Annotated in this window: 21 protein-coding genes; 16 read left to right on the top strand and 5 right to left on the bottom strand. The window is 59.9% G+C overall.

Annotated features, from left to right (window positions below):
* Positions 1-22 precede the first annotated feature (22 nt).
* The 3 genes from B5527_RS30620 (at position 23) to B5527_RS30610 (ending at position 2628) form a co-directional block, all read left to right on the top strand.
* Positions 23-1126, top strand: coding sequence for a mandelate racemase/muconate lactonizing enzyme family protein (locus tag B5527_RS30620; RefSeq protein WP_079604837.1), 1104 nt, complete (start codon positions 23-25; stop codon positions 1124-1126).
* A 99-nt stretch (positions 1127-1225) separates the two neighbouring features.
* Positions 1226-2275, top strand: coding sequence for an amidohydrolase family protein (locus tag B5527_RS30615; RefSeq protein ID WP_079604836.1), 1050 nt, complete (start codon positions 1226-1228; stop codon positions 2273-2275).
* Positions 2272-2628, top strand: coding sequence for a Rieske (2Fe-2S) protein (locus B5527_RS30610; protein WP_079604835.1), 357 nt, complete (start codon positions 2272-2274; stop codon positions 2626-2628). The genes B5527_RS30615 and B5527_RS30610 overlap by 4 nt, the downstream gene beginning before the upstream one ends.
* A 48-nt stretch (positions 2629-2676) precedes the next feature.
* Here the strand turns inward: B5527_RS30610 and B5527_RS30605 are convergent, their stop codons facing one another.
* Positions 2677-3441: an IclR family transcriptional regulator gene (locus B5527_RS30605; RefSeq protein ID WP_079604834.1), complete on the bottom strand. Its 765-nt coding sequence runs from the start codon at positions 3439-3441 to the stop codon at positions 2677-2679.
* A 97-nt stretch (positions 3442-3538) separates the two neighbouring features.
* Between B5527_RS30605 and B5527_RS30600 the strand changes: the two genes are divergently transcribed.
* From B5527_RS30600 to B5527_RS30590, 3 genes are all read left to right on the top strand, one after another.
* Positions 3539-5185, top strand: a complete 1647-nt coding sequence (locus B5527_RS30600; protein WP_079604833.1) for a GMC family oxidoreductase — start codon at positions 3539-3541, stop codon at positions 5183-5185.
* Positions 5186-5218: 33 nt separating this feature from the next.
* Positions 5219-6538, top strand: coding sequence for an MFS transporter (locus B5527_RS30595; RefSeq protein ID WP_079604832.1), 1320 nt, complete (start codon positions 5219-5221; stop codon positions 6536-6538).
* Between the two features lie 156 nt (positions 6539-6694).
* Positions 6695-7966: an IS701 family transposase gene (locus tag B5527_RS30590; RefSeq protein WP_079604831.1), complete on the top strand. Its 1272-nt coding sequence runs from the start codon at positions 6695-6697 to the stop codon at positions 7964-7966.
* A gap of 308 nt (positions 7967-8274) precedes the next feature.
* On the opposite strand, the gene B5527_RS30585 is transcribed toward B5527_RS30590, so the two are convergent.
* Both B5527_RS30585 and B5527_RS30580 read right to left on the bottom strand, forming a co-directional pair.
* Entirely contained in the window at positions 8275-9195 is a 921-nt protein-coding gene (locus tag B5527_RS30585) for a bifunctional enoyl-CoA hydratase/phosphate acetyltransferase (RefSeq protein ID WP_079607634.1), read from the bottom strand.
* 14 nt (positions 9196-9209) lie between these two features.
* The gene (locus tag B5527_RS30580) at positions 9210-9971 is read right to left on the bottom strand and encodes an IclR family transcriptional regulator (RefSeq protein WP_079604830.1); all 762 of its coding nucleotides are present in this window, start codon (positions 9969-9971) and stop codon (positions 9210-9212) included.
* A gap of 151 nt (positions 9972-10122) precedes the next feature.
* Between B5527_RS30580 and xsc the strand changes: the two genes are divergently transcribed.
* Entirely contained in the window at positions 10123-11898 is a 1776-nt protein-coding gene (gene xsc / locus B5527_RS30575) for a sulfoacetaldehyde acetyltransferase (protein WP_079607633.1), read from the top strand.
* Positions 11899-11938: 40 nt separating this feature from the next.
* Here xsc and B5527_RS30570 read toward each other — a convergent pair whose 3' ends face one another.
* Positions 11939-12820 carry a LysR substrate-binding domain-containing protein gene (locus tag B5527_RS30570; protein ID WP_079604829.1) on the bottom strand — a complete coding sequence of 294 codons (882 nt, stop codon included), beginning with the start codon at positions 12818-12820 and terminating at the stop codon, positions 11939-11941.
* Positions 12821-12988: 168 nt separating this feature from the next.
* Between B5527_RS30570 and B5527_RS30565 the strand changes: the two genes are divergently transcribed.
* The 7 genes from B5527_RS30565 (at position 12989) to B5527_RS30535 (ending at position 19761) form a co-directional block, all read left to right on the top strand.
* Entirely contained in the window at positions 12989-14260 is a 1272-nt protein-coding gene (locus tag B5527_RS30565) for an MFS transporter (protein WP_154072618.1), read from the top strand.
* Positions 14261-14299: 39 nt separating this feature from the next.
* Positions 14300-15727 carry an acylating sulfoacetaldehyde dehydrogenase gene (sauS, locus tag B5527_RS30560; protein ID WP_079604828.1) on the top strand — a complete coding sequence of 476 codons (1428 nt, stop codon included), beginning with the start codon at positions 14300-14302 and terminating at the stop codon, positions 15725-15727.
* An 11-nt stretch (positions 15728-15738) separates the two neighbouring features.
* A complete protein-coding gene (locus tag B5527_RS30555; RefSeq protein WP_079604827.1) occupies positions 15739-16866 on the top strand; it encodes a succinate--CoA ligase subunit beta in 1128 nt (375 codons plus the stop codon).
* Complete coding sequence (sucD, locus tag B5527_RS30550) at positions 16863-17735, top strand: succinate--CoA ligase subunit alpha (RefSeq protein ID WP_079604826.1); 873 nt, start codon at positions 16863-16865, stop codon at positions 17733-17735. Before B5527_RS30555 ends, sucD begins: the two co-directional genes overlap by 4 nt.
* A gap of 59 nt (positions 17736-17794) precedes the next feature.
* Complete coding sequence (locus B5527_RS30545; RefSeq protein WP_079604825.1) at positions 17795-19003, top strand: molybdopterin-dependent oxidoreductase; 1209 nt, start codon at positions 17795-17797, stop codon at positions 19001-19003.
* 5 nt (positions 19004-19008) lie between these two features.
* Positions 19009-19341 carry a sulfite:cytochrome C oxidoreductase subunit B gene (locus tag B5527_RS30540; RefSeq protein WP_079604824.1) on the top strand — a complete coding sequence of 111 codons (333 nt, stop codon included), beginning with the start codon at positions 19009-19011 and terminating at the stop codon, positions 19339-19341.
* Positions 19342-19524: 183 nt separating this feature from the next.
* Positions 19525-19761: a hypothetical protein gene (locus B5527_RS30535; protein WP_079604823.1), complete on the top strand. Its 237-nt coding sequence runs from the start codon at positions 19525-19527 to the stop codon at positions 19759-19761.
* On the opposite strand, the gene B5527_RS30530 is transcribed toward B5527_RS30535, so the two are convergent.
* A complete protein-coding gene (locus tag B5527_RS30530) occupies positions 19758-20678 on the bottom strand; it encodes a LysR family transcriptional regulator (protein ID WP_079604822.1) in 921 nt (306 codons plus the stop codon). The genes B5527_RS30535 and B5527_RS30530 overlap by 4 nt on opposite strands.
* An 89-nt stretch (positions 20679-20767) precedes the next feature.
* On the opposite strand from B5527_RS30530, the gene B5527_RS30525 reads away from it, so the two are divergent.
* Complete coding sequence (locus tag B5527_RS30525; RefSeq protein ID WP_079604821.1) at positions 20768-21838, top strand: YeiH family protein; 1071 nt, start codon at positions 20768-20770, stop codon at positions 21836-21838.
* A gap of 1161 nt (positions 21839-22999) precedes the next feature.
* Positions 23000-25393 (top strand): xanthine dehydrogenase family protein molybdopterin-binding subunit, encoded by a 2394-nt coding sequence (locus B5527_RS30520; protein ID WP_079604820.1) that lies wholly within the window; start codon positions 23000-23002, stop codon positions 25391-25393.
* The last annotated feature ends 115 nt before the right edge of the window (positions 25394-25508 follow it).

Here is a 25508-nt window from a genome sequence, read left to right as displayed (position 1 = left end):
CGCCTGTCTTGGGGAGTAAACGATGTCAGAGTCTTATCTTGAGCGGATCGAGCTTGACCTTCTGCGGGTGCCGCTCAAAAGCCCCTACAAGCTGGTGTTTGGTAACGTCGAAGCCTTCGATACCCTGCTGGTAACCGTGGCTTTTGCCGATGGCCGCTCGGGCGTTGGCGAGGCGACAATCCTGACCGGATATACCGAGGAGACGCTCGAACAATGTTGGCACGCGGCGCGTGCGATCGGATCGAAAATGCCCGGTGTTCGAACCGGAGAGGTGGACGACAAGCTCGCGCCCTGGCTGGAGGAAAATCCATTCACGGTGACCGCCTTTGCGACCGCTGTGGAAATGGCGGCGGGCCACGCTACGCTCAACCCGAGTGCCGCATCGCTGCCACTGCTCGCCATTCTCAACGAGACCGAGCCGGCAGCCATTGAGGCCGAACTGGAACGGCTGCTGGCGGCGGGCTATTCGACCATCAAGGTCAAGGTCGGCTGGAATGTCGACGATGATTTGCGCCGCGTCCGGCACATCCAACAGGCGTTGCGCGGACGCGCGGTGATCCGGATCGACGCCAACCAGGGCTATTCGAAAGAGGACGGCTGCACCTTCGCGCGCAGTCTCGACCCGGCCAATATCGAACTGTTCGAGCAAGCCTGCGCCGCCGGGGATTGGGGCGCTGCTTTGGCCGTCAAGCGCGTGGCGACGGTTCCCATCATGCTCGATGAGTCGATCTACACCATGGCGGATGTGGAAAAGGCCGCGGCCCTGGGTGCGGCCGATATCATCAAACTGAAATTGATGAAGTTGGGTGGAATCGACAAACTTGAGCGGGCATTAACGCGCGTCCGCTCTTTGGGGCTCGGCGCTGTGCTCGGCAACGGCGTTGCCACCGAAATCGGATGCTGGATGGAAGCCTGTGTCGGCTCGAAGCTCCTGACGACGGCCGGCGAGATGAACGGATTCCTCAAGCAACGCCACGGTTTGCTGACCACTCCGCTCCGCATCGAGCGCGGCAGCATTCAATTGAACGGGGCATCGCCGCAGCTTGATCCGCAAGCCGTCGCCGCGGCGCGTGTCGCACGCGAGGAATTCCGCGTGCCGGCGAGAATACCGACCACGGCGGAGTAAAACCCCGGCAAAAAATGCTTGCGCGCGGCGGGGTTTTAGCGTCACTCTGAAACCGGTACATTTCGTCCCGGTTTTTGTGCAGCGAATGAGACGACCGCCATGCTTCTGATCGACGCCGACGTTCATGAGAGTTTCGCCGGGATTCGCGATCTCGTTCCCTATCTGAAGGAGCCTTACCGCGAGTGGATCGAGCGCGGCGCCTGGCGCGGCTTCAGTCAGCCGTTTGCGTACACTTCACCGGGTTGCGGCAATCGCGCCGACGTCCGCAACGCCGACGGTTCAGCCTCGGTCAGTGACTACGGGGTCATGCGCCGCCAGCTGCTGGACACCTATAACCAAACCTATGCGGTCCTGACCGGATATTTTTATCCGACGATGCTGAAGTTGCAGTACGGTTTGAGTTCGGCGCTCGCTGCCGCCTATAACGACTATGTTGCCGAGCATTGGCTGGCGAAAGACAAGCGGTTCATCGGCAGCATCCAGATCAATGCGCGCGATCCTGAAGCCGCGGCCCGCGAGATCGACCGGATGGCCGCGCATCCGCAGATCAAGCAGGTGATGTTGCCGGTCGTCGACGACATCGCTTACGGCCATCCGATGTATCGCCCGATTTTCGAAGCTGCCGAGCGCCACCAGCTGGTCGTCGCGCTGCATCATACCATCCTGGCCGAAGGGCCGTTCGGCATGGGGCTGCATTATATCGAGCGTCATACCCTGCTGCCGACGTCGATGATGGCCGAAGTCATCAGCCTTATTCTGAACGGGGTCTTCGACGGCTATCCGTCGCTGCGCTTCATCATCCTCGAGGGAGGATTCAGCTGGTTGCCGCATTTGATGTGGCGCATGGACCGGGAGTATCGCCAGGGCCGGGTAGAGGTACCCTGGGTCAAGAAACTGCCGAGCCAGCATATGCGCGAGCGCTTGCGATTTTCCACCCAGCCGGCCGAAGATCTGACCGGCGACCAGTGGATGAAGTTGATCGATCTGATGGGGAGCGACGAGTATCTGGTCTTCTCGACGGACTATCCGCACTTCGACTTCGATGATCCCGAGGTTTCGATTCCCCGCTCATTGCCCGACGATCTGAAGGAGAAAATCTTCTGGAAAAACGGCGCGGCGCTGTATGGCCTCGAGGCGCCGGCGCAATGACCAGGCATCGTATCTGCGGCGTCAGCGAAGTTGCAAGCAACGCCATGAAGCCGTTTGCGATGGGGCGAGGCACCATTCTGCTGACGCGTCTGCCGTCGGGTGAAATCAAGGCCGTCGGCGCCCGCTGTCCCCATCAGGGCGCAAATCTCGAGCACGGCTGCGTGACGGGACACGCTCATAGCGATCAACCGAATGTTTTGCTCATGGACAGGCCCGGGCAAATTCTTCGTTGTCCATGGCATGGGTTTGAGTTCGACCTTATCAGCGGCGAGTCTGTCGCCGATCACGGAAAACTGCGGCTGCGGCGTTTCAGCGTAGAGATCGAAAACGACGACGTTTTTGTCGTGATGTAATCTAACGCCGGCGTCGGCCTCCGCCGCCGGAAATATAATCCTGCTGCATCAGCGCGCGTGGAAGGTGCTTTCAATCGCCTTTGCAGCCCTCAACAATGCAGGCGTCAGAGCCAGGGCGCGCGCGAGCGGCAACCGGACGCTGGGACCGTGCACGGCAACCGTCGCGCAGATATTTCCCTTCGAGTCCATCACCGGGACGGCGGCAGCGGTCATGCCTTCGATGAATTCCTCATCGTCGGTTCCAATTTTCGTTTTCCGTATCTTGTCCAGTTCGTGCTCCAGGGCGGAAAGATCAACAATGGTTCGCGGTGTGTGCTTTCGCAGCGGGTGCGACTGGAAAAGCGCCTTTCGCAGTGAAGCGGGCGCAAGACCCAGGAACAGCTTGCCGCTCGCGGTGCAGTGAAGCGGAACGCGCGATCCGATCTTGAGACGAATCTGCAGCGGCCAATCGGATTCGACGCGGTCCAGATAGACCAGCTCGGTCCCATCGAGCATCGTGATGTTGCATGTCTCGCCGATCTCGCTCACCAAACCCGAGAGGATCGCGCGGCGCGGCGCAAGCTGAAACGAATGGCGCATCGCGTCGATCGCGAGTTCGGTCAGGCGATATCCGATTTCGTATCGTTTTCCGTCAATGGTGCGTTTGGCGAATCCCAGTTTCTCCAGAAGCGTGACGAAGCGATGCGTGGTCGCTTTAGGCAATTCGATCAAGGTCACGAGGTCGTTGAGAGTCGGCGGTTCTTCCGCTCTTGCAATGATCTCGAGCATCAAGAGTGCGCGCTCGGAGACTCCGGTCGTCGTCGGTGTTGTCATTTAGAAAAAACCCCAATCGCCGAACACATGCCTCCCCCTTCAGGAGTTGACAAATTTTGTTCGTTGACCCATTCTTTGAGACATATTGTCTCACTCAATGAGACAAATCAAGGGTGGGACGACTTTGAGCGTGGCAGAATTCGATTATGTCATCGTCGGCGCAGGATCGTCGGGGTGTGTGCTGGCCAACCGGCTGAGCGCGGATGGCCGCCATAAGGTCCTGCTCTTGGAGGCTGGTCCCAGGGACAATTACCTCTGGATCCATATCCCGATCGGATATGGAAAAACGATGTTTCATAAGGCCTATAATTGGGGGTTTTATACCGACCCCGAGGCCAACATGCATGATCGAAAGATCTACTGGCCGCGCGGGAGAGGGCTTGGCGGATCGAGTTCGATCAACGGACTGGTTTTCATTCGCGGCCAGAGCGACGACTACGACCATTGGGCGCAACTCGGAAATGCCGGCTGGGACTGGAAGAGCGTCCTTCCATATTTCATGAAGTCGGAACACAACAGCCGTGGTGCCAGCGAGACCCACGGGGCTGACGGGCCGCTATGGTCGTCGGACATCGAGGAAAAAAGCGAATTGATGGAGGCCATCATTCGCGGCGCCCAGGAACTCGGCGTTCCCCGCACCAAGGATTTCAACAGCGGCAATCAGGAAGGCATTGGTTACTTCCAGCTGTTCACGCGCAACGGTTGGCGCAACAGCTCGGCGGTGGCCTATCTCAAACCGGCGCGTTCGCGGAAAAATCTGCGCGTTGAAACGGATGCACAAGCCACCGGCCTCATTCTCGAAGGCCGCAAAGCCGTAGGCGTGCGCTACCGCAAGCACGGCGTCATGCACGAGGTGCGGGCGGCGCGTGAAGTCATTCTGTCGGCGGGTTCGCTGCAGAGCCCGCAACTGCTGCAACTCTCCGGGGTCGGACCGGCGGACCTCCTGCGTCGCCACGGGATCGAGGTCGTTCACGATCTGCCCGGCGTCGGCCAGAACCTGCAGGACCATCTGCAATTCCGGTTGATGTATCGCGTTTCGAAACCGATCACCACGAACGATGACCTGCGCACGCTCGCGGGTCAGGCGCGCATCGGACTCAAATGGCTGATGAATGGAACGGGGCCACTCGGGATAGGGATCAACCAGGGCGGCCTTTTCACCCGCATTTTGCCAGGCTCTGCAACACCGGACATCCAATTTCATTTCGGAACCCTGTCCGCAGAGCTTGCCGGCGCCAAGCCGCATCCATGGTCCGGATGCACGTTCTCGGTTTGCCAGTTGCGGCCTGAATCGCGTGGCAGCGTCGAGATCAGGTCGGCAGACCCGATGCAGGCGCCGTCGATGCGCCCGAACTATCTCGCAACCGAAAAGGATCGCCTCTGCGCCGTCGAATCCATCAAATACGCGCGCAGACTGGCAGCGACGGACGCGCTCAAACCTTACATCGAGAGCGAATACAAGCCCGGCGCCGCGGTGCAGTCGGACAGCGAGATCCTCGAATTCGCGCGTGAAAACGGCGCAACCATCTTTCATCCGACCGGCACCTGCAAGATGGGGGCCGACGGCATGGCGGTGACGGATGCCAACCTTCGCGTTCACGGGATAGCGGGTCTTCGCGTGGTCGACTGCTCGATCATGCCGACGCTCGTGTCAGGGAATACGCATGCACCGGCGGTGATGATTGCAGAAAAAGCGTCCGACATGATCCTTTTGGCCGCGAGAGATGAATCGATAGCAGCCTAGCCAAACAAAATTTTAAAAATGGGGAGAAACAAGATGAATCAGAGCACTTTGCTCAAACGGGTCGTATTCGCTTCGCTGATCGGCGCCACCGTCGAATGGTATGATTTCTTTCTGTACGGTGTGGTCGCGGGCATCGTCTTCAACCAGCTGTATTTTCCGGCCGGCGACCCGGTCGTCTCCACTCTGCTCGCCTACACGACGTTTGCCGTTGGATTCGTCACCCGTCCGCTCGGCGGCGTCATCTTTGGTCATTTCGGCGACCGGATAGGCCGCAAGAGCATGCTGATCCTGACGCTGATGATCATGGGCGTCGCTACGTTCATGATCGCTCTCGTTCCCGCCTATTCCCAGATTGGAGTATGGGCGCCGATTTCGCTTCTGTGCTTACGCATTTTGCAGGGCATCGGCCTTGGCGGCGAATGGGGCGGCGCAGTTTTGATGACCTACGAATATGCCCCGCCCGAAAAGCGCGGCCTGTATGCGAGCCTTCCGCAAATCGGCCTTTCGATCGGGCTGTGCCTGGCGTCGGGTGTTGTTGCGTTGCTTTCCTACACTCTGACCAACGAGCAGTTCCTGGCCTGGGGCTGGCGTCTGGCTTTCGCTCTGAGCTTCGTGCTCGTGCTGATCGGGCTCTATATCCGCTTGAACATCATGGAAACGCCGGAATTTGCCAAACTCAAGGAGAGCCGGGCCGAAGTCAAAGTCCCTTTTGCCTCGATGCTCTCGGAGTACCCGAAGGAAATCATCGCAGGCATGGGCGCGCGCTATATCGATGGCGTGTTCTTCAATATCTTCGGCGTGTATTCGATCTCCTACCTGACACAGCAGCTTAAGGTGCCAAGGACAGAAGCGCTTCTCGGCGTGACTGCCGCCGCCCTGATCATGTGCGCGTTCATTCCCTTTTTCGGCCGGCTGTCGGACCGGATGGGACGCACCAATGTTTACTTCTGGGGCTCGCTGATCACCGGCTTCTCCGCGCTGCCTGCCTTCTGGCTCTGGATGAACTATCCCGATAACGCAATTTTGGTATGGGCCGCGCTGATTATCCCGTTCGCCGTGTTCTACGCATCGATCTATGGCCCCGAGGCTGCGCTGTTCTGCGATTTGTTCCGGCCGCAGGTTCGCTACACCGGAATCTCCTTTGTCTACCAATTCTCCGGAATCTTTGCGAGCGGTCTGACGCCGATCATCGCCACGGCGCTGTTGCAGGCTTATGGACCGAACGGCGGCTGGGCCATCGCGTCGTATTGCACGTTTGCAGGAATCGTGAGCGCTCTGTCAGCCTGGTGGATCGGCTCGCTGGCGCGGCGTCGTTCGCAGGCAGCGTTCGTTCCCGTGCCAAAGATCGCTTGACCGTCTGACGACGAACATCGTGTTTCATCAGAACGGCCCGATCATAATCGCGCCGTTCTTTTTTGCCGGACTAATACTACTGAGTCAGAAGGTCGCGGCCGTCTGATTTGAGAATCACTTAACGTGGAGCTTCCCATTGAGAAACAGGAGGTTGGGATGGCTCTTCGGGAAGCGAAGGGTGTTCAAGCGCGTTTTACGCGGTATATCGAGAGTCTTGTCAGCGTGATCGGCCACGCAGATCGGGCAGGCCCGTTGCGCGACTATTGCACGGGCCTAATTGTGTCGGAAGCACGCAAGAGCGTTGAGCCGATGGCGGCGATCACAGCGCCGGATCGAACGGGCGCACAGCATCAGTCCTTGCTGCATTTTGTCGGCCAAGGGCCGTGGTCGGACGAGGTGGTTCTGGCCAAGGTTCGCGAGATGGTGTTGCCACAGATTGAACGGCGCGGACCGATCACGGCGTGGATTATCGACGACACGGGCATTCCCAAAAAGGGGCAGCACTCGGTTGGGGTAGCGCACCAATACTGCGGACAACTTGGCAAGCAGGCGAACTGCCAAGTCGCCGTATCGTTGTCGATTGCCAACCACGCGGCGAGCCTTCCTGTGGCCTATCGGCTGTATTTGACGAAGGATTGGGCTTCGAACGAGGCGCGTCGGCTCAAGGCGAAGGTGCCAGAAGAGATCTGCTTCAAGACCAAGCCGGAGATAGCGCTTGAGCACATCCACTGGGCCTGTGAGACCGGCCTTCCTGGCGATGTGGTGCTATTGGACGCGGGCTACGGCCACGACTCCAAACTGCGCGCCGGCATCACAGCTCTCGGGAAGGCCTATGCGGCAGCTATACAGCCGCAGACCTTGGTGTGGGCGCCGGGCATACGGCCGGGCCGTGCCCCGAAGAAGGGCCGCCGGGATGCGCCTGATACGATCTCGGTCAAAGAGCTTGCCCTCGGGCTGCGTACGAAAGCATGGCATACGATCGAATGGCGGGAGGGCACGAATGCACGGCTCCGCTCGCGGTTTGCCCGCGTACGGGTTCACGTTGCATCGAGCCATGAACAGGCTGAGAAGCCGGCAAAAGAGTGGCTGCTGATCGAATGGCCCGAGGGAGAGGATGCGCCGACCAAATACTGGTTGTCGACCTTGCCAAAAAGCATTCCGTTCCGCGATCTGGTCGACACGGCCAAACTGCGCTGGCGCGTGGAGCGTGACTATCAGGAACTCAAGCAAGAGCTCGGTCTCGGTCATTTTGAAGGTCGAGGATGGCCAGGCTTTCATCATCACGCCACGCTGTGCATCGCTACCTACGGGTTCCTGATCTCCGAACGGGAGACGATTCCCCCCTCAGGACTACGTAGCGCCCGGCTGTTCCCGGAGATTGCCGTATCCGACGGCTATCGACCCAGAGGATCCTCCATTGCGGCCTGAGCGACACATCCCGAACTCAATCGCAACGATGCGCCGTAGGCTCATCGACGCCATCGTTAAACGCCTGCCACGATGTCCCTGCTGCCACTCTCTCAACGCACCGTATGCAAGGCAGACCCGATAAATGACACAGTAGTACTAACGCATTTTCCAGTTGTATCGAACCACAATCAGGCACCCAACGGGCCTGATGGTTCGAGACGCGCGGCGTTGCCGCGCTCCTCACCATGAGGGTCTCAGACCTCATCCTGAGGAGCATCGCGAAGCGATGCGTCTCGAAGGATGATGCCACTGAACTGCAAAGTGCTTTAGGGCAGGCTGAGCCGCGCCAATGCGCAGGACGCGATGCGCGCGCGCCGCGAGTCGGAGCGGCTGGTGAGAATGATCGGCACGCGCGCGCCGACCACAACGCCTGCACATTCTCCGCGTCCCACATAGATAAACGACTTGTAGAGGACGTTTCCGACGTCGAGGTTCGGAACCAGCAGAATGTCGGGATCGCCGGCAACCGGCGAGGAAATTCCCTTTGTTGCCGCGGATGCGGCAGAAATCGCGTTGTCGAATGCCAGCGGACCATCGATCACCGCGCCGTTGATCTGACCGCGATCGGCCATCTTCGAGAGCACCGCGGCATCCATGCCCGAGGCATGGTCCGAATTGACGGTCTCGACAGCCGACAGGATCGCGATCTTGGGCGCTGCCTGTCCGATCGCATGCGCAAACTGAATGGCGTTTGCGAGGATGTCCAGCTTGTCCTTCAGGCTGGGAGAGATGTTCACGACAGCGTCGGTCACCATCAGCGGCTTGTGGTAGGCTGGAAGATCGAACCAGAAAACGTGACTCATGCGCCGCGATGTTCGCATATTGGCGTCGCGGGACACGACGGCCCCCAACAACTCGTCGGTATGCTGCGATCCCTTCATCAGCGCGCTCACTTCGCCTGAACCGGCCAGGGCCACGGCCATCCGCGACGCAGCGATCGGATCGTCCTCGGTTTCGACAAGCCGAAAACCTTCGAGGCTTACCTGCAACGCGCTTGCACAGGCTTCGATCCGCCGGCGCGGTCCGACCAGCACGGGTTCGATGACGCTCTCTTCGTGGGCGGAAAGCGCCGCGCCGAGAGAATCCGCCGAACAGGGATAGGCGACAGCGACTGCAAGGCGCCCCTTGCCGCGGGCCGCGGCTTCGAGAGCGTCGAGCTTCGGAAATGTTGGTTCAACCGTTGGCATCATGTGATTCATGGTTACTCGGCGAGGGTGAGGGCCAGCATTTCGGCGGCCTTTTGCAGGGCAGGCAGCTTGGTCAGAATATTCGCATGGGACATCCGCGTGACCGGCGCCTGAATGGCGAGTGCCGCGACACAGGCGCGCGACCGTTGCTTTTTCTGAAAGATCGGAACGGCAAGACACACAAGTCCGGACAGGAATTCTTCCCGGTCCAGCGCGTATCCGCTGCGGCGAATTTCGGCGAGCTCTTTGAGCAAGTCGGATGTGTTGGTGATGGTGTTGTCGGTCAGACGCTCCAGCGGCATTTGACGGAGCAGCAGATCGCGCTTGGCCGGCCGCATCAAGGCAAGAAAGAGTTTGCCGCTGGCCGAGCAATAGGCCGGGACCTTCGATCCCTGTTGAAAGGAGATCCGCAACAGCCATTCCGCTTCGACGCGATCCAGATAGGTGACCTGCGTTCCCTCAAGCACGGTCAGATTGCAGGCTTCGCCGACCTCCTGGACGACGCGCTGCAGGATCTCATGTCTTATCGTTCCACCCGGCCTGTTGCCGAGGATCGAAAAGGCCAGGCGCGAGGAGCGGGGAGCGAGTTCGAATCTTCGGCCGTCGAGAGTCCTTTGCAGAAGTCCCGCCGTCTCGAGCGAGGCGAGCCAGCGATGCATCGTTGGCTTGGGCACGCCAACGCTTGCCGCCAGTTCAGCGAGCGTCGCGGGACGCGACATGCCGGCTACGGCCTCCAGCAAACCGAGCGGCTTCAATGCGCCAAACAGGTCGTTCATGCCCGATGAATAGCAAATATTCCGAAATATGAAACATAAAAAATGCAAAATTGAGATATTTGTTGCGAGCCGGGAGCCGTCATGCCATTGATCCCGGCCAGAAAGATCAAGCTCCGCCGCTGTCTGGTTGGACCAATCCGAGGAAGCCGCCATGAAAATGACCACCGAAGAAGCCTTTGTTAAAGTCCTGCAGATGCATGGCATCGAGCATGCGTTCGGCATCATCGGCTCGGCGTTCATGCCGATCTCCGATCTTTTCCCCAAGGCCGGCATCACCTTTTGGGACGTCGCGCACGAAAGCAATGGCGGTCTGATCTGCGACGGCTACACGCGTTCGACCGGCAAGATGGCAATGGCCATCGCCCAAAACGGTCCCGGCATTACCGGCTTCGTCACGCCGATCAAAACCGCGTACTGGAATCACACCCCGATGCTTTTGGTGACGCCGCAGGCGGCGAACAAGACGATCGGGCAGGGTGGCTTCCAGGAGGTAGAGCAGATGGCGCTGTTCCGCGACATGGTCTGTTATCAGGAAGAGGTGCGTGACGCCTCGCGCGTCGCGGAGGTGCTCAATCGCGTTATCCTCAAGGCGAAGCGCCTTTCTGGTCCGGCGCAGCTCAACATACCGCGCGATTTCTGGACTCAGGTCATCGACATCAACCTGCCGGCCATCGTCGAATTTGAACGCCCGGCCGGTGGCGAACTCGCCGTTACGGAAGCGGCGAAATTGCTGTCGGAGGCAAAATTCCCCGTCATCCTGTCAGGCGCAGGCGTGGTCCTCGGAAACGCGATCGAGGCATGCGTGGCTTTGGCTGAAAGGCTCGACGCGCCGGTTTGCAACAACTACCAGCACAATGACAGCTTCCCGGGAAGCCACCGGCTTGCTGTCGGTCCGCTCGGATATAACGGGTCGAAGGCGGCCATGGAACTGGTGGCGAAAGCTGACGTCGTTCTGGCGCTTGGAACGAGGCTTAATCCGTTCTCGACGCTTCCCGGCTATGGCATCGACTATTGGCCGAAGACGGCGAAGATCATTCAGGTCGACATCAATGCCGACCGTATCGGCTTGACCAAGCCGGTCACCGTGGGAGTTTGCGGCGACGCGAAGCTGGTTGCCGAGGCCATTCTGGCCCGGCTGGCGCCGGCCGCGGGCGATGCCGGCCGCGAGGACCGCAAGGCGCTGGTACACTCGACCAAGTCGAAATGGCTTCAGGCGCTTTCCAGCATGGATCACGAGGACGACGATCCGGGAACGACGTGGAATGAAGATGCGCGCAAGCGGGACAAGGAATTGATGTCGCCCCGTCAGGCCTGGCGGGCGATCCAGGCGGGACTTCCGCGTGACGCCATCATATCCAGTGACATCGGTAACAATTGCGCGATCGGAAATGCCTATCCGTCCTTCGAGAAGGGTCGCAAGTATCTCGCGCCCGGTCTGTTCGGACCTTGCGGTTACGGTTTTCCGTCGATCATTGGCGCCAAGATCGGCAACCCGGATACGCCTTGCGTCGGATTTGCCGGTGATGGCGCATTCGGAATTTCGATGAACGAGATGAGTTCGATCGGCCGCAAGGAATGGCCTGGGATCACCATGGTGGTGTTCCGCAATTACCAGTGGGGCGCCGAAAAGCGTAATTCGATTCTCTGGTACGACGATAATTTCGTCGGCACCGAACTCGACCTGAATTTGAGCTATGCCAAGGTCGCCGAGGGTTGCGGTCTCAAGGGCGTCACCGTCAAGACGCAGGCCGAACTGACCGACGCGCTCCGGCTATCGTGTGAAGAACAAAAGAAGGGCATCACGACCTTCATCGAGATCGTTCTCAACCAGGAACTGGGAGAGCCGTTCCGCCGCGACGCCATGAAGAAGCCCGTCGTGGTCGCCGGCATCAAGCGCGAAGACATGCGTCCGCAAAAAACCGCCTAGCGCGGGGTTCAGGTTCGAGTTGAGCGGCAGCGACGGTTTCTCAACCTAACGCCACGGAGCTCGGGGTCGAATCCCCGAGCTCGCGAACGATATATTGCGCGAGCTGCTCGGCGGCGTCGGAGATGCCCTGGTTCTTGCGGTGCATGACGAGTTCGATAGACGGCAGTTTCGGCAGGCCGTCCGCCTCACCGAGGCAGCGCACATTCGGTACGATGGCGCAACGCGGAAAGACCGATACCGCAAGGCCCGCGAACACGGCGGCCTGTAGCCCGGCGATGCTGTCGCAGACCGAACGTATCGACCATTGTTTGCCGGCAGAGCCCAGCGCCTCAAGGGCATGATGTCGGTAGACGCTCCCTTGCGGAAGAACGGCCAACGGAAGCGGTTTTCGCAATTCCGGGCTGCTCCCGACGCCGGCGACCCACACAAGAGGCTCACGACGCACGAGCTCGCCGCGCCGGAAGTCCGGCTGGTTGGTCATCAGCGCGATGTCGATCTCGTTGCGCTCAAGGGCGGCATGAAGATGAACGCTGCGGGTGCAGCGCAACTCGATTTCCACGTTGGGGTGGGAGCGTGAAAAATTCTCCAGTACTTCGGGCAATATATACGACGAGTAGAGGTCCGGCGTTCCCAGCGTGACGTGTCCGGTAATGTCAGGCGCCGAAAAACGCGCCCGCGCTTCATCGTTCAATCGCAACATGGCGCGGGCGAATTCGAGCAGGACTTCTCCGTCGTGGGTCAGGCTGAGCTTGCGGCGGTTGTCGTCAAACAGGGTTCGTCCGATCAGATCTTCCAGGCGCCGGATCTGATGGGTGATCGCAGGCTGCGTCCGGCCGACCTTTCTGCCGGCGGACGTCAGGCCGCCCGTATCGACGATCGCGACGAACGTCCTGAGCAGTGAGATATCCAGATCTTGGCTCAATGGTTTCGGCTCAATGATAAATTCCGCGAATGATGACGATGCAAATTATCGATTTCGCCATGATTGCCCGGGATTGTAGCATACGCAAAACGATCGCCCTGCCAAACGCCGAATTCGACCGCTGAATTCGAACCTATGAGCAGAGGTGCAATCGGACAGGGAGCAAACATGAAGGTTATGCGGAACCAGGCCAGCCGTCTCGTCCTCTTCATCATTTGTCTCATGTATCTCATTTTTTACGTCGATCGGGTCAATCTCTCGACAGCGGCGCCGATCATGCAGAGAGACCTGGGTCTTACCGCAACGCAACTAGGTATCGCATTTTCGGCTTTTGCGTACCCTTATGCCTTCTTCCAGATTGCAGGAGGATGGCTCGGCGACCGCATGGGACCACGCGTGACATTGTGTATTTGCGCGGTGGTTGTCGCGGGATCCACGATATGGACGGGCCTCGTCGGAGGCCTGGCGTCTCTGTTCCTGGCCCGGCTCGCGCTTGGCATCGGAGAGGGGCCGGCCTTCCCAACGGCGACGCGCGCGCTTTCCAACTGGATGCGTCCCGATCAGCGCGCCTTTGCGCAAGGAATCACCCACGCATTCTCGCGGTTCGGAAACGCGGCCACGCCGCCGGTCATTGCCGCGCTGATCGTGGCGTTCTCCTGGAGGGCCTCGTTCTATATGCTGGGCGCGGCCAGCCTGCTTTGGGCCGGGCTGTGGTGGTTCTATTTTCGCGACGACCCGCGCAAACATCGTGATATCACGCCGCAGGATCTTGAAGGACTCCCGCCATCGAGGGTAGCGGCGACGCAAAAGCAAGTTCCCTGGGGCCCGCTGCTGAAACGCATGCTGCCGGTCACCTTGACGGACTTTTGCTACGGCTGGATTCTTTGGCTCTATCTCAACTGGTTGCCGTCGTTCTTCCTGCACGAGTACAAGCTCGACCTCAAGAAATCCGCCTTGTTCGCGGCGGGCGTGTTTTTCGCAGGCGTGGTTGGAGACACCGTCGGAGGGATTGTGAGCGACCGTATCCTCAAATCGACAGGCGACGTCGCCATGGCCAGGATTTCGGTTATCGTGGTCGGCTTTCTGGGATCGTTCTGCTTTATGCTGCCGATCGTGTTCGTCCACGATCTGACGACGGTTGCGATCTGCCTCAGCGCGGCGTTCTTCTTTGCGGAACTGATCGTCGCGCCGATCTGGGCCATCCCGATGGACATCACGCCGGAATATTCCGGCAGCGCCAGCGGCTTCATGAATTTCGGGTTCGGCATGGCCGGTATTATCTCGCCGGTCGTGTTCGGCTGGGCGATTGACTGGACGGGAAGGTGGGATATTCCCTTTATCGGCTCGCTTGGGGTTCTGCTGCTGGGCGCGGTCCTTGCCTTTACAATTCAACCCGGAAGTCGCTTTGTCGATGTAAGAGAAAGTCCGATGCCGGCCTGACCCTGCAAATTGCCTTATGTTGAATCAACGGAGCCGAAAATGAGTGCGGTAGTCGAATTAAACGATCGAGTTTCGGGCGCGAACGCCATTGCACAGGATCTGGTGCGTCGTGCGCGGATCGCACAGGAGGCTTTCGCGAACGCCGATCAGGCGCGCGTCGACGAAGCTGTGCGGGCGGTTGCCTGGTCGCTCTACCAGCCGGAGCACGCCCGCGAATTGGCGGAGCTCGCGGTAGAGGACACCGGATTGGGCAACGTCCCGGACAAAATCATCAAGAAGCAGCGCAAGACATTCGGTACGCTTCGCGATCTTCTCCGCGTCAAATCGGTCGGAGAAATCGAACGCGATGACAAGCGCGGTATCGTGAAGTTCGCAAAGCCGATGGGCGTGGTCGGCGCCATTACGCCATCGACCAATCCCGGCGCGACGCCCGTGAACAAGGCGATGATGGCTATCAAGGGCCGCAACGCGGTGATTATCGCGCCTTCGCCGCTCGGCTACCGGACCACGGCGTTGACCGTCGAATATATGCGCGAGGCTCTCGGCAAGATCGGCCTTCCCAAGGATCTGGTCCAGATCCTTCCGTCGCCGGTCACAAAGGATACCACACAGGCGATCATGGAGGCGGTCGATCTCGTGGTTGTCACCGGCTCGCAGGATAACGTCCGCCGCGCCTACAGCAGCGGCACGCCGGCGATCGGCGTCGGCGCGGGAAATGTCCCTGTTATCATCGATGAGACCGCCGATCTGACCTCCGCCGCGCAAAAGATTTGCGCATCGAAGATTTTCGACAACGCGACGTCATGTTCCTCGGAAAATTCCGTGGTGATCGTGTCCTCGGTTTACGACGCGGCGATCGAGGCCCTGAAAAAGGCGGGCGGCTATCTCGTGGATGACGCGCAGAAAGCTCGGGTCCAGGGTGAGTTGTGGAAAAACGGCAAGCTCAACCGCCATTTGATCGCACGCGACATGCCGGTGCTCGCCGAAGGCTTCGAACTGCCCCCGGAAGCCGCGGCTTCAAAATTCCTGCTGGTGGAAGAGACCGGGATCGGCAAGGCGTTTCCGCTCTCGGGCGAGAAGCTCGCGCTCGTGCTCACCGTCTACCGCGCGCCCGATTTCAAGGCCGCGAAAGAGACCGTGCGCAAGATCCTGGACTTTCAGGGCCGCGGTCATTCCATGGGCTTGCACACCACCAACATGGCCCGGGCGCGAGAGCTCGCGGAAGACCTGCCGGTTGTCCGCGTGTTGATCAATTTCGCGCACACATTCGGCAATGGCGGCGGCTTCGACAGCGGACTTGAATTCACGCTGACGATGGGATGCGGCTCATGGCAAAAAAACAGCATCTCGGAAAATCTGAACTACAAGCACTTTCTCAATATTACCCACCTGGTAGTTCCCATCCCCGAAGACAAGCCATCCGAAGAAGAGCTTTTTGGTCCGCATTGGGCCCGGTACGGAAAATAGGATCGCCCGCGATGAATCTCGAAGAATACGCCGCCAAGCAAGGCGTCCTGATGCCGGCCGGCGTGCCGATACCCCGTGGTGTTGTCTGCAAGACCCCGGAAGAAACATCCGAGGCGGTGGCAAAGATCGGGCCGTCCGTTGTCAAGGCCCAGGTGCCGACCGGCAAACGCGGCAAGTCCGGCGGCATCAAGATGGCTGATAGTCCCGAGCAAGGTGCCGCGGCCGCGCGCGCCATACTGGGCATGACGATTGGCGGCAGCCGGGTCGAGCGCGTCCTCGTCGAGGAGCGCTGCCCGATCGATCGCGAGTTATACGCTGCCGTACTGATCGACGTGAGCAGCCGGAGCCCGCTCGTTCTGTTCTCGACGGAAGGCGGAATGGACATCGAGGAGGTAGCCGAACAAAAACCTGATGCGATCAGGCGGCATGTCGTCGATGTCAAACATGGCTTCGACGCGTCGGATGCATCGGCGCTTCTCAAGGGGTTGGATCTTGGGCCGGCCGCCGCCGCCGTTGGCGATGTGCTGGTCAAGCTCTATCGCGCCTTTTGCGATCAGGACGCTGAGCTTGTGGAGATCAACCCGCTTGCAATTCTGCGCGACGGCAGGGTCGTCGCCCTGGATTGCAAATTTGTTCTGGACGATGCTTCGACGTTGCGGCAGCCAGAGCTCGTCAAGGTCGCTTCTCCTCCCAAAATGACAGCCTTGGAAGAACGCGGCGCATCGCATGGGCTGCGATTTATCCAGCTCGATGGAAATGTCGGCGTGCTGGCCAATGGCGCCGGCCTGACGATGACGACGATGGATGTAATCGATCATTTCGGAGGCAAGCCGGCCAACTTTCTCGAGATCGGCGGAGAGGCCTACACCAAGGCCGAGGTAGCACTGGATCTGGTGCTGTCAAATCCGGGCGTCAAAAGCCTGGTCGTCAATTTCTGCGGCGCTTTCGCGCGGACCGATGTCATGGCCGAGGGCGTGGTTCTGGCCTGGGAGAGTCTCAAGCCGAAGATCCCGGCCTTCTTTTCCATTCACGGTACCGGCGAAGACGAGGCCGTGAAACTTGTCCGCGAACGGCTCGGCATCGAACCCTACGATTTCATGGAAGACGCCGTTAAGGCGGCCGTTGAGGCAGCAAAATGATCTATCGACGTGGTCAAAAAGTTCTTGTTCAGGGAATCACCGGGAAGCAAGGCTCGTTTTGGGCAGCCAAAATGATGGAATGCGGCACCGATGTCGTCGCCGGGGTCAATCCCAAGCGCGCCGGCGATTCGCATCTCGGCGTGCCGATTTTTCGTTCCGCCGTCGAGGCGGCCAAACACACGCCTTGCGACATTTCAGTGATCTTCATCCCGCCGACGATGGCGAAGGATGCCATCATCGACGCCATCGATGCAGGTGTCGGCACGATCGTCACGCTGACGGAGCACATTCCGAGCCACGACGTGCTGGAGATATTTGCCCGCGCCCGCGGATCGAAGAGCAGGATCGTCGGTCCCAACACGGCCGGCATCGTGACGCCGGGCGAAGGGTTTGTCGGAATCATGCCGGGTCACAATCCCAACATTTTCATGCCCGGCGACATCGGCGTGATTTCGCGCAGCGGCAGTCTGGGAACCCTGATGTGCCTCAATCTCACGCGCGCGGGCCTTGGCCAATCGGCCTTTGTCGGCATCGGCGGTGATCCGATTATCGGAACCACAACGCGTGACGCGCTCGAGGCGCTCGATCGGGACCAGCGTACAAAAGCCGTTGTTCTGGTCGGCGAGATCGGCGGGGCGATGGAAGAAGAGGCGGCGGAATATGCCCGCGGGATGAAGAAACCCGTGGTCTCCTTCATCGCCGGACGTTCGTCTCCGCCGGACAAGAAGATGGGCCATGCAGGCGCGATCGTGACCGGCGGCCGTGGCGGATATGCTTCGAAGCGGGCCGCGCTGGAAAAAGCAGGCGTCAGGGTTGCCGATACACCGGCCGAGATCACCGCGTTTCTTTCGCAAGCGCGCGTCGCCTGATTTCCCCGTCACCGGTTTATTCCCCGAAAGATTCGCGCGCCACCACAGGGAGAGAGTCAATGATGAACAGAAGAACAGTCCTGCAGGGTGGAGCAGCCTTGCTCGCGGGAAGCGGCGCGGTCGGCGGATCTTCGTTTGCCAGCTTCGCGGCGGATAAGGTGACGTTGCCGTTCGAAAACGGGGAGCGGCCCACCGTCAAATACCCGCAGAAGCGTCCGATGATCGGATTGACCAGCCGGCCGCCGCAGCTGGAAACGCCGTTCGCGGTGTTCAATGAGAACGTTATCACGCCGAACGATGCATTCTTCGTGCGGTACCATTTGGCCGACGTGCCGCTCGACATCGACCCCGACAAGTTCTCGGTGGAGATCAAGGGGAAAGTGGACAAACCGGTAAAGTTGTCGCTTGCCGACATCAGGAAGATGCCGGCGGTAGAACTCGTGGCCGTCAATCAATGCTCCGGTAACAGCCGCGGATTTTTCACGCCTCGGGTTGCGGGAGGCCAGCTTGGCAACGGCGCCATGGGCAATGCGCGATGGAAGGGCGTTCCGCTGAAGGCGGTGCTGGACCAGGCCGGCGTTCAGGCAAGCGCCAAGCAGGTGGTGTTTGGCGGCATGGACGGTCCTGTCAGTGACAGGACCCCGGATTTCGCCAAGGCCCTCGACATCGATCATGCGCGCGATGGCGAGGTGATGCTGGCCTATTCCATGAACGGTCAGGACTTGCCGTTCCTCAATGGATTTCCGCTGCGGCTGATCGTGCCCGGCTATTACGGCACCTACTGGGTCAAGCACCTCAACGAGATCAATGTCGTCGACAGCGTGTTTGACGGCTTCTGGATGAAGACGGCGTATCGAATTCCGGACAATGACTGCAATTGCGTCGAGCCCGGCACTGCGCCGAAGGCAACGATCCCGATCAACCGGCTGACCGTCCGGTCCTTCATCACCAATGTCGCCGACGGCGCCAGCCTGAAAGCGGGCGGGACCACCTTGAAAGGCATCGCGTTCGATAGCGGCAACGGCATCAGGGATGTTGCGGTCTCAACCGATGGCGGGAAAACGTGGGAGTCGGCGCGCCTCGGCAAGGAGCTCAGCAAGTATTCGTTCCGCGAATGGAGTTTGCCGGTGAAACTTCCCGCAGGCGCGCACGAGTTGAAGGTGCGTGCGACCAGCAACGACGGCAAGACTCAGCCGATGGAAGCACTGTGGAATCCGGCAGGGTATTTGCGCAACGTGGTCGAAACCGTCCGCGTCACGGCGGCTTGAGGAGAATGACGATGAAGCGATCGACCCCCGTCGTTGTTGCGAGCCTCGTCGCGATGACCATCGCCGGCTACGGTCTTGTCGCGGCCAGCGCCAAGCCGGTTTCCTACACGCTTCCCGAAGAAACCGCGGCGTTCAAACCGGGTCCTAACCTTGAAGCCGCCCAGAACAATTGCACGGCATGTCACTCGGCCGACTACATCAAGACCCAGCCCGAGGGTCCGAAGTACAAGAAGGACTTCTGGCAGGCCGAGGTGACCAAAATGATCAAGCTCTATGGTGCGCCGATCGACGAGGCCGATGTGCCCAGGATCGTCGATTACCTCGCCTCGACTTATTGAGGAAGGTGGCTGTTTCAGGGGGTGTCAACCGGTCGCACAACGGTTGTTCCCTTTTGAACCTGTGGGGGAGAATAACAGTCTCCCCCGGAGGGTAAATTTCCAACACGGTTCCTTTGCTTTCTGCCGCCGGCCGCCGACATATGTACGCACCGTTTGAACGGTTCGGAAACGTCGGAGGCGGCAATGCAAGAGATGCGATTTGAGGCTTTCGGCGAGCCCGTGAAATACGATGAGTCGCGCGTTGCGGCGCCGCAAGGGCCCGTCTCAAGCTGGCTTACGTTTGCCGGAACCAGCCTTTTCTGGTCGCTGGTGGCCGTGATCGTGGTGGCGCGAGCCGTCTATTTTGTCCCGGATCTTCCCGGCAAGTTCTGGCAGCTCGAAGCCCTCGGGCGAAGCGCGCTAACGGTATTCGGCACCTAGGATAAGGTGCCGGCGACAGACAAGCGCCTGGGCACCTCGTTGAGGATTTGCTCGAAAACGACCGCGGCGGGCGCATCCAGCCGGCCCGGTATCTTCAGCTGCCACAACTGCCGCTTGATGGCTACGTTCCGGACAGAAATGATTTTCAATCGGCCCTGCGCGACCTGATCGCTGACAGCAGCCCTTGAGACTATTGAGACACCAAGACCCACCGCAACGGCCTGTTTGATCGCCTCGGTACTGCCGATTTCCAGTGTCCGGCGCGGTTCTATGCCATGATCCGCCAGCGCTCTCGTCACGATCTCCCGCGAGCCCGATCCGGGTTCGCGCACAATCAGCGTTTCGGATGCGAGGGCCGAGGCGGCAATCGGTGTCTTCGAGGCGGCAAACGGGTGGTGCGAGCCGACGATCAGTTCCATGACGTCGGTTTGCCACGGCTCCGCTATCAGGTTTTCGTCCCTGATCGGCCCTTCCACCAGTGCGATATCGACCTCGTGTCCGATCGTCAGGTCGGCGATTTCGCTCGTATTTGCGCTGATGATGTGAAGATCGATGTTGGGATAGGCGTTGTGAAAGATGCCGAGATATTCGGCGATCATGTAGGAAGCGATCGTGGTACTGGCGCCGATGCGCAGCGAGCCCTCCTCCAGCCCGCGAAGCGAGCGCATTTCTTCCTCGGCCTGGCGCTCAGTCGCGAACAGGGCTTCCGCATGGCGCATCAGGGCCAGGCCTTCGCGGGTCGGACGCACGCCCTTTGGGATGCGGTCCAGCAGTCGGCAGCCGATCTGGAGCTCAAAGTCCCTGACCCCCTTCGAAATCGCCGGCTGGCTGATATGGAGAGCATCCGCCGCGCGCGAAAAACTGCCGGTTCGAACCACCGTCGTGAACATGCGCAGCAAATGAAGGTTCAGAGGCATAACTTGTCCATATGGGTCTAAATGTAACCGGTATTTCCCTTAAGGCCAGCTTTTAGCGCATAATCTTCTCCCCCACGTAGGAGTTTGGTATGCCTGCCCCAAAGAAGCCTGCTGCAACGGACAAGGGCTGGCGCGCCGTCATTGCCCGCATCGGTGGTCTGATGCCCGGCATTGGCCTGAGCGTCGTCATCACCGCGGTTTCGGTGGGTGTTCAGTACCTGGAAGAGCGTGTTTTCAGCCATCCTTATCTGGAAGCCCTGGTCATCGCGATTCTGCTCGGGATGGCCATTCGAACCGCGTGGGAGCCGAATTCGCGCTGGCGCCCCGGTATCGCCTTCAGCGCCAAACAATTGCTCGAAACCGCCGTGGTGCTGCTCGGCGCAACCATCAGCTACTCGGCGATAGCTGCTTCAGGCCTGTCACTGATCGCCGCGATCGTTGGGACCGTCGCCGTTATTCTGGCGGCCAGTTACGGCATCGGCAGATTGCTCGGGCTGCCGGTCCGGCTGTCTATTCTGGTGGCATGCGGCAATTCGGTTTGCGGCAATTCGGCGATTGCGGCGATCGCGCCGGTGATCGGGGCTGACGGCGACGACATCGTGTCCTCGATATCGTTCACGGCTGTCCTCGGCGTGGTGATGGTGCTCGGTCTGCCGCTTTTGGTTCCCTTGCTGGCGCTCTCGCCGACCCAGTACGGTATTCTTGCCGGTCTGACGGTGTACGCAGTTCCGCAGGTCCTCGCAGCGACTGTACCGGTCGGCCTCATCAGTACCCAGATCGGGACCTTGGTTAAATTGGTGCGTGTTCTCACCCTTGGGCCTATCGTGCTCTGCTTCTCCCTTTTCGGGCGAGGGCTTCGGAAAGATGCAGAAGGATCGGTTGCGTCGAAGCGCTTCAAGCCACTTCAATTGATCCCCTGGTTCATTATCGGTTTCCTGGTTCTGGCGGGGCTTCGCTCGTTTGGAATATTGCCCGAATCCGCTGCGGCGCCGATCCTGAGGGTGGCCTCTCTGCTGACGGTCGTTTCGATGGCGGCGCTCGGGCTGGGTGTCGATATCGGCGTTCTCAGACGCGTCGGAGGCAAGGTTACGGCCGCCGTAACGCTTTCCCTCTTTTTGTTGTTACTCATCAGCCTGGGTATCGTTCACTTGTTCTCTTGACGGGCTCCCAGTGAGCCTCACGTCCTTGCCCGGACGGACGAACGGATTCTCGTGAAATCATTCTACGAAGGCGAGGACTATCTGTCTCGGCTGGTCAAGATGCTGTCCGGTGGAGGCTCGTAAGCCGGTTGCAAATTGCGGCGGCAGCAATGGTGGGGGATGCCTTCCGCGTTCGCTTCTGCGGCGGACAGGTCGACTGATTTGCCCGACGGGCGTGCTTCGTCATTTCGTGTCCAGCCCCTTTTGAAAAAATATTCTGGTTTTCCGAAGACCCAAATCGGTTGTATGTCTCTCGCCGTCCCGTCCCACTCAGAGGGGCGGCTCGCGACGTCACGGACGCGGGGCGGGATGCGGTGGACGCGGCGGCGCGCTTGACGGGCGTTGCTTGCAGCGGACGGCGAAGACGTGTGGTCCTGATGCCTCGACGCTGGTGTCAAGTTTGCGGATTAATCCGCGTAACGACGGTGGCAAGAAAGCCGATCACCGGGGAGAGCACGGTATAAGCCGTAAACCATTGCGTGCGGGAATGTCGGGTGATTTCCGATGGCTCGCTGTGAATACTCGTGTGCATACTTGCTACCAATAGCGCACACGAGGCTGCGGGTGCATCGGGCGCCCGGCATTCCCCACGCCCTCTGTTTTCAGGGCGGATGTTTTTGGCAAACCTCGGGCGCGCCGCGCCGCGAGATCGCGAAGGTGTGTCCACGTCATTGCGAGCGCAGCGAAGCAATCCATGCTGCAACACAAAGAAAGAGTGGATTGCTTCGCTGCGCTCGCAATGACGATCGCAGAACGAACGCGCCGCGCCCCCAGCCGTCATCACCCGCCACCGGGTCGGCGCGACGCGCCGCCCGATGACAGGCTCCAGCGAGCGATCCAGTACTCCGAGACGCCAGTGATTGAATCGATAAGCCGCAGCGTACTGGATACCCCGCATGCGCGGGGTATGACGACCTCTTGGGGGAGAGCGAAGCAAAGCAATCCACTCTTTCTTTTTGCTGCGCTCTGGATTGCTTCGCGGAGCCTGTCATCGGGCGCGCATTCGCGCGACCCGTTAGCTCTTCCGATTCCGAACTTTTTCTTGAGAGAGCCGTCTACTTAAGGTAGCTACTTTTTGCACCGTCGGATGTGGTCGATGTGTTTCAAGTTGCGGGAAATCGAATGCTAACCAAACATCGATCGTTGTTGTCGGATACCGAGGTTCCCTGTGCATTAGCCAAGTTCGGAATTGGTCAGCCGATGCCCCGCTTGGAAGATCGGCGGTTTATTACCGGCACCGGCCAATACGTCGATGATTTTGGTGGGCCGAATATTCTTCACGCAGTCTTTCTGCGATCAGTGCACGCCCATGCCGAAATCCGTTCGATCGACACCTCTGCCGCCCGAGCGGCGCGAGGGGTTGTCGCTGTCTTCACGGGAGCAGATTGGCAAGGTGAGGGCTTTTCAGGGCTGCCTCTGCGCCCGTCGATCAATCAAGCTGACGGCTCCCCGATTGCAACCGCGCCCCGCCCGGGATTGGCGATCGGGCGGGTGCGGCATGTCGGCGAATGCGTCGCGATGATCGTGGCGGAAACGGCGCGACAAGCGGAAGACGCGCTTGAGCTCATCCGTGTCGAATACGCTCCGGTCGATTGTATTGTCGATGCACGGCATGCGTTGGATCATGGTGCACCCACGATCTGGCCGAACAATGTATCTGGGAATCTCGCTTTCACCTGGCGTGTCGGAGATGCGGAGAAAACCAGCAGGGCTCTCGCAGGTGCTGCCCATGTTGTGACGCTCGATCTTGTGAATAATCGCATTGTGCCGAATTCCATGGAAACACGCGGCGTCACTGTCCGACGCGATTCCGAAAGCGGCAATTTGACGCTTTCAGGCTCGATTCAAAATCCATTCGGTTTCCAAGGCTTGCTCTGCGAGCTTTTCGGCTGGCCAAAGGAAAAGCTTCGGTGCAAGGCGGACGATGTCGGCGGAGGCTTCGGCTGTAAAAACCAGCTGCAGCCTGAACACGCGATGATGGTGTTTGCTGGCGAGAAGCTTCAGCGCTCGATCAAATGGATCAACGACCGCAGTGAATCGTTCGTGTCGGATGCGCATGCTCGCGATCTCGTCTCGACGGTCCGACTCGGTCTTGACAGCTCGGGACGTTTCGTCGCCCTCGCTGTCGACACCATTGCCAATCTCGGCGCATACATGTCCACCAATGGTGCCCTCATTCCGACCCTGCCGACAGCGGCAGTCCTCGGAGGTGCATATACTATTCCCAATATCTCGATGGAGGTCCGCGCCGCTTTCACCAATACCGTGCCGGTCGACGCCTATCGCGGAGCCGGTCGACCCGAAGCGACCTATCTGCTGGAACGCACCATCGATGTTGCGGCCCGCGTCACCGGTATTTCGCCGATAAAATTGCGCCGGATCAACCTGATCAAGCCAAGCCAGCTTCCCTACTCGACCGCGCTCGCACGGAAAATCGACGTCGGCGATTTCACGACGGTCATGGAGCGCGCGACGGAGCTTGCCGATATAAGCGGATTCGCAAAGCGCGCGAAGGCGGCGAGGAAACGGAACGCCAGCCGCGGCATCGGCGTGGCGTTTTACCTCGAGGCGACCCTTGGTCCGCCATCCGATGCCGCCAGGATCGAATTCGCGCAGGATGGGCGGGCGGTACTGTCGGTCGGAACCCAATCCAACGGGCAAGGGCACGAGACTACTTTCTCCCAAATCGCCGCAGCGCAGTTCGGGATCGCGCCGGATCAAATTGCATTCCGTCAGGCCGACACCGATGCGACGCCGGAGGGCGGCGGCCACGGAGGTTCGCGTTCGCTTCAGCTCGGCGGCACCGCCGTTCTGCTGGCCGCGCGAGCGATCATCGAAAAGGGCAAGCGCATTGCTTCCAATCTTCTCGAAGCGGATGAACACGACGTCGACTACAAGCCCGGAGAATACCGTATCGCGGGCACGGACCGGAATGTTTCGTTCCTGGATGTCGTCAAGGCCTCCTTCGATCCCGCCCGATTGCCTCTGGGCGAAAAACCGGGTCTCGACGAATCCGCACGTTACGAGCGCGAGGATTTCAACTATCCGAACGGCTGTCACGTCTGCGAGGTCGAAATCGACTTGGCGACCGGCGTGGCGCGTATCGCCAATTATACGGTCGTGGACGATTTCGGCCGCATCATCAACCCATTGATCGTGCGCGGCCAGGTGATCGGCGGCGTGGTTCAGGGCATAGGCCAGGCGCTGCTCGAAAACACCAGTTACGACGCCAGCGGCCAGCTCCGGACCGCGTCATTCATGGATTATTGCCTGCCCCGCGCCGATAACCTGCCTCCGGTCAACGTGACGCTTTACGAGGACGCGCCGACGCAGACGAATCCTCTGGGTGCAAAGGGATGCGGAGAGGCCGGGGCGACCGGATCGCCTCCGGCCGTTGTCAATGCGGTGGTCGATGCGCTCAAGGAATTCAATGTCGATCATCTCGATATGCCGCTGACCCCGGTCAAAATCTGGCAGGCCTTGCAAGGCAAGGCGACCCAGCAAAACACGGCGTAGCCGCCGGCCCAACCCATCAAGGGGCGGTTCCGGTCATACAGTGGTCATTTGCGGTAATGGCCATGGTCCCCTGCATATTGGAGCGTTGTCGTTCCAGCGGTGCTACGCTATCAGA

Origin of the sequence: Bradyrhizobium erythrophlei (assembly GCF_900129425.1) — a bacterium.
GTDB lineage: Bacteria > Pseudomonadota > Alphaproteobacteria > Rhizobiales > Xanthobacteraceae > Bradyrhizobium > Bradyrhizobium erythrophlei_C.
This window is presented reverse-complemented; position numbering and strand designations above follow the sequence as displayed.

Coding starts and splice junctions, on each gene's coding strand:
- B5527_RS30620 (WP_079604837.1), top strand. CDS start 23: ATGTCAGAGTCTTATCTTGAGCGGATCGAGCTTGACCTTCTGCGGGTG.
- B5527_RS30545 (WP_079604825.1), top strand. CDS start 17,795: ATGATGAACAGAAGAACAGTCCTGCAGGGTGGAGCAGCCTTGCTCGCG.
- B5527_RS30595 (WP_079604832.1), top strand. CDS start 5,219: ATGAATCAGAGCACTTTGCTCAAACGGGTCGTATTCGCTTCGCTGATC.
- B5527_RS30580 (WP_079604830.1), bottom strand. CDS start 9,971: ATGAACGACCTGTTTGGCGCATTGAAGCCGCTCGGTTTGCTGGAGGCC.
- B5527_RS30615 (WP_079604836.1), top strand. CDS start 1,226: ATGCTTCTGATCGACGCCGACGTTCATGAGAGTTTCGCCGGGATTCGC.
- sucD (WP_079604826.1), top strand. CDS start 16,863: ATGATCTATCGACGTGGTCAAAAAGTTCTTGTTCAGGGAATCACCGGG.
- B5527_RS30540 (WP_079604824.1), top strand. CDS start 19,009: ATGACGATGAAGCGATCGACCCCCGTCGTTGTTGCGAGCCTCGTCGCG.
- B5527_RS30590 (WP_079604831.1), top strand. CDS start 6,695: ATGGCTCTTCGGGAAGCGAAGGGTGTTCAAGCGCGTTTTACGCGGTAT.
- xsc (WP_079607633.1), top strand. CDS start 10,123: ATGAAAATGACCACCGAAGAAGCCTTTGTTAAAGTCCTGCAGATGCAT.
- sauS (WP_079604828.1), top strand. CDS start 14,300: ATGAGTGCGGTAGTCGAATTAAACGATCGAGTTTCGGGCGCGAACGCC.
- B5527_RS30555 (WP_079604827.1), top strand. CDS start 15,739: ATGAATCTCGAAGAATACGCCGCCAAGCAAGGCGTCCTGATGCCGGCC.
- B5527_RS30535 (WP_079604823.1), top strand. CDS start 19,525: ATGCAAGAGATGCGATTTGAGGCTTTCGGCGAGCCCGTGAAATACGAT.
- B5527_RS30525 (WP_079604821.1), top strand. CDS start 20,768: ATGCCTGCCCCAAAGAAGCCTGCTGCAACGGACAAGGGCTGGCGCGCC.
- B5527_RS30605 (WP_079604834.1), bottom strand. CDS start 3,441: ATGACAACACCGACGACGACCGGAGTCTCCGAGCGCGCACTCTTGATG.
- B5527_RS30565 (WP_154072618.1), top strand. CDS start 12,989: ATGAAGGTTATGCGGAACCAGGCCAGCCGTCTCGTCCTCTTCATCATT.
- B5527_RS30610 (WP_079604835.1), top strand. CDS start 2,272: ATGACCAGGCATCGTATCTGCGGCGTCAGCGAAGTTGCAAGCAACGCC.
- B5527_RS30600 (WP_079604833.1), top strand. CDS start 3,539: ATGAGACAAATCAAGGGTGGGACGACTTTGAGCGTGGCAGAATTCGAT.
- B5527_RS30520 (WP_079604820.1), top strand. CDS start 23,000: ATGCTAACCAAACATCGATCGTTGTTGTCGGATACCGAGGTTCCCTGT.
- B5527_RS30585 (WP_079607634.1), bottom strand. CDS start 9,195: ATGCCAACGGTTGAACCAACATTTCCGAAGCTCGACGCTCTCGAAGCC.
- B5527_RS30530 (WP_079604822.1), bottom strand. CDS start 20,678: ATGCCTCTGAACCTTCATTTGCTGCGCATGTTCACGACGGTGGTTCGA.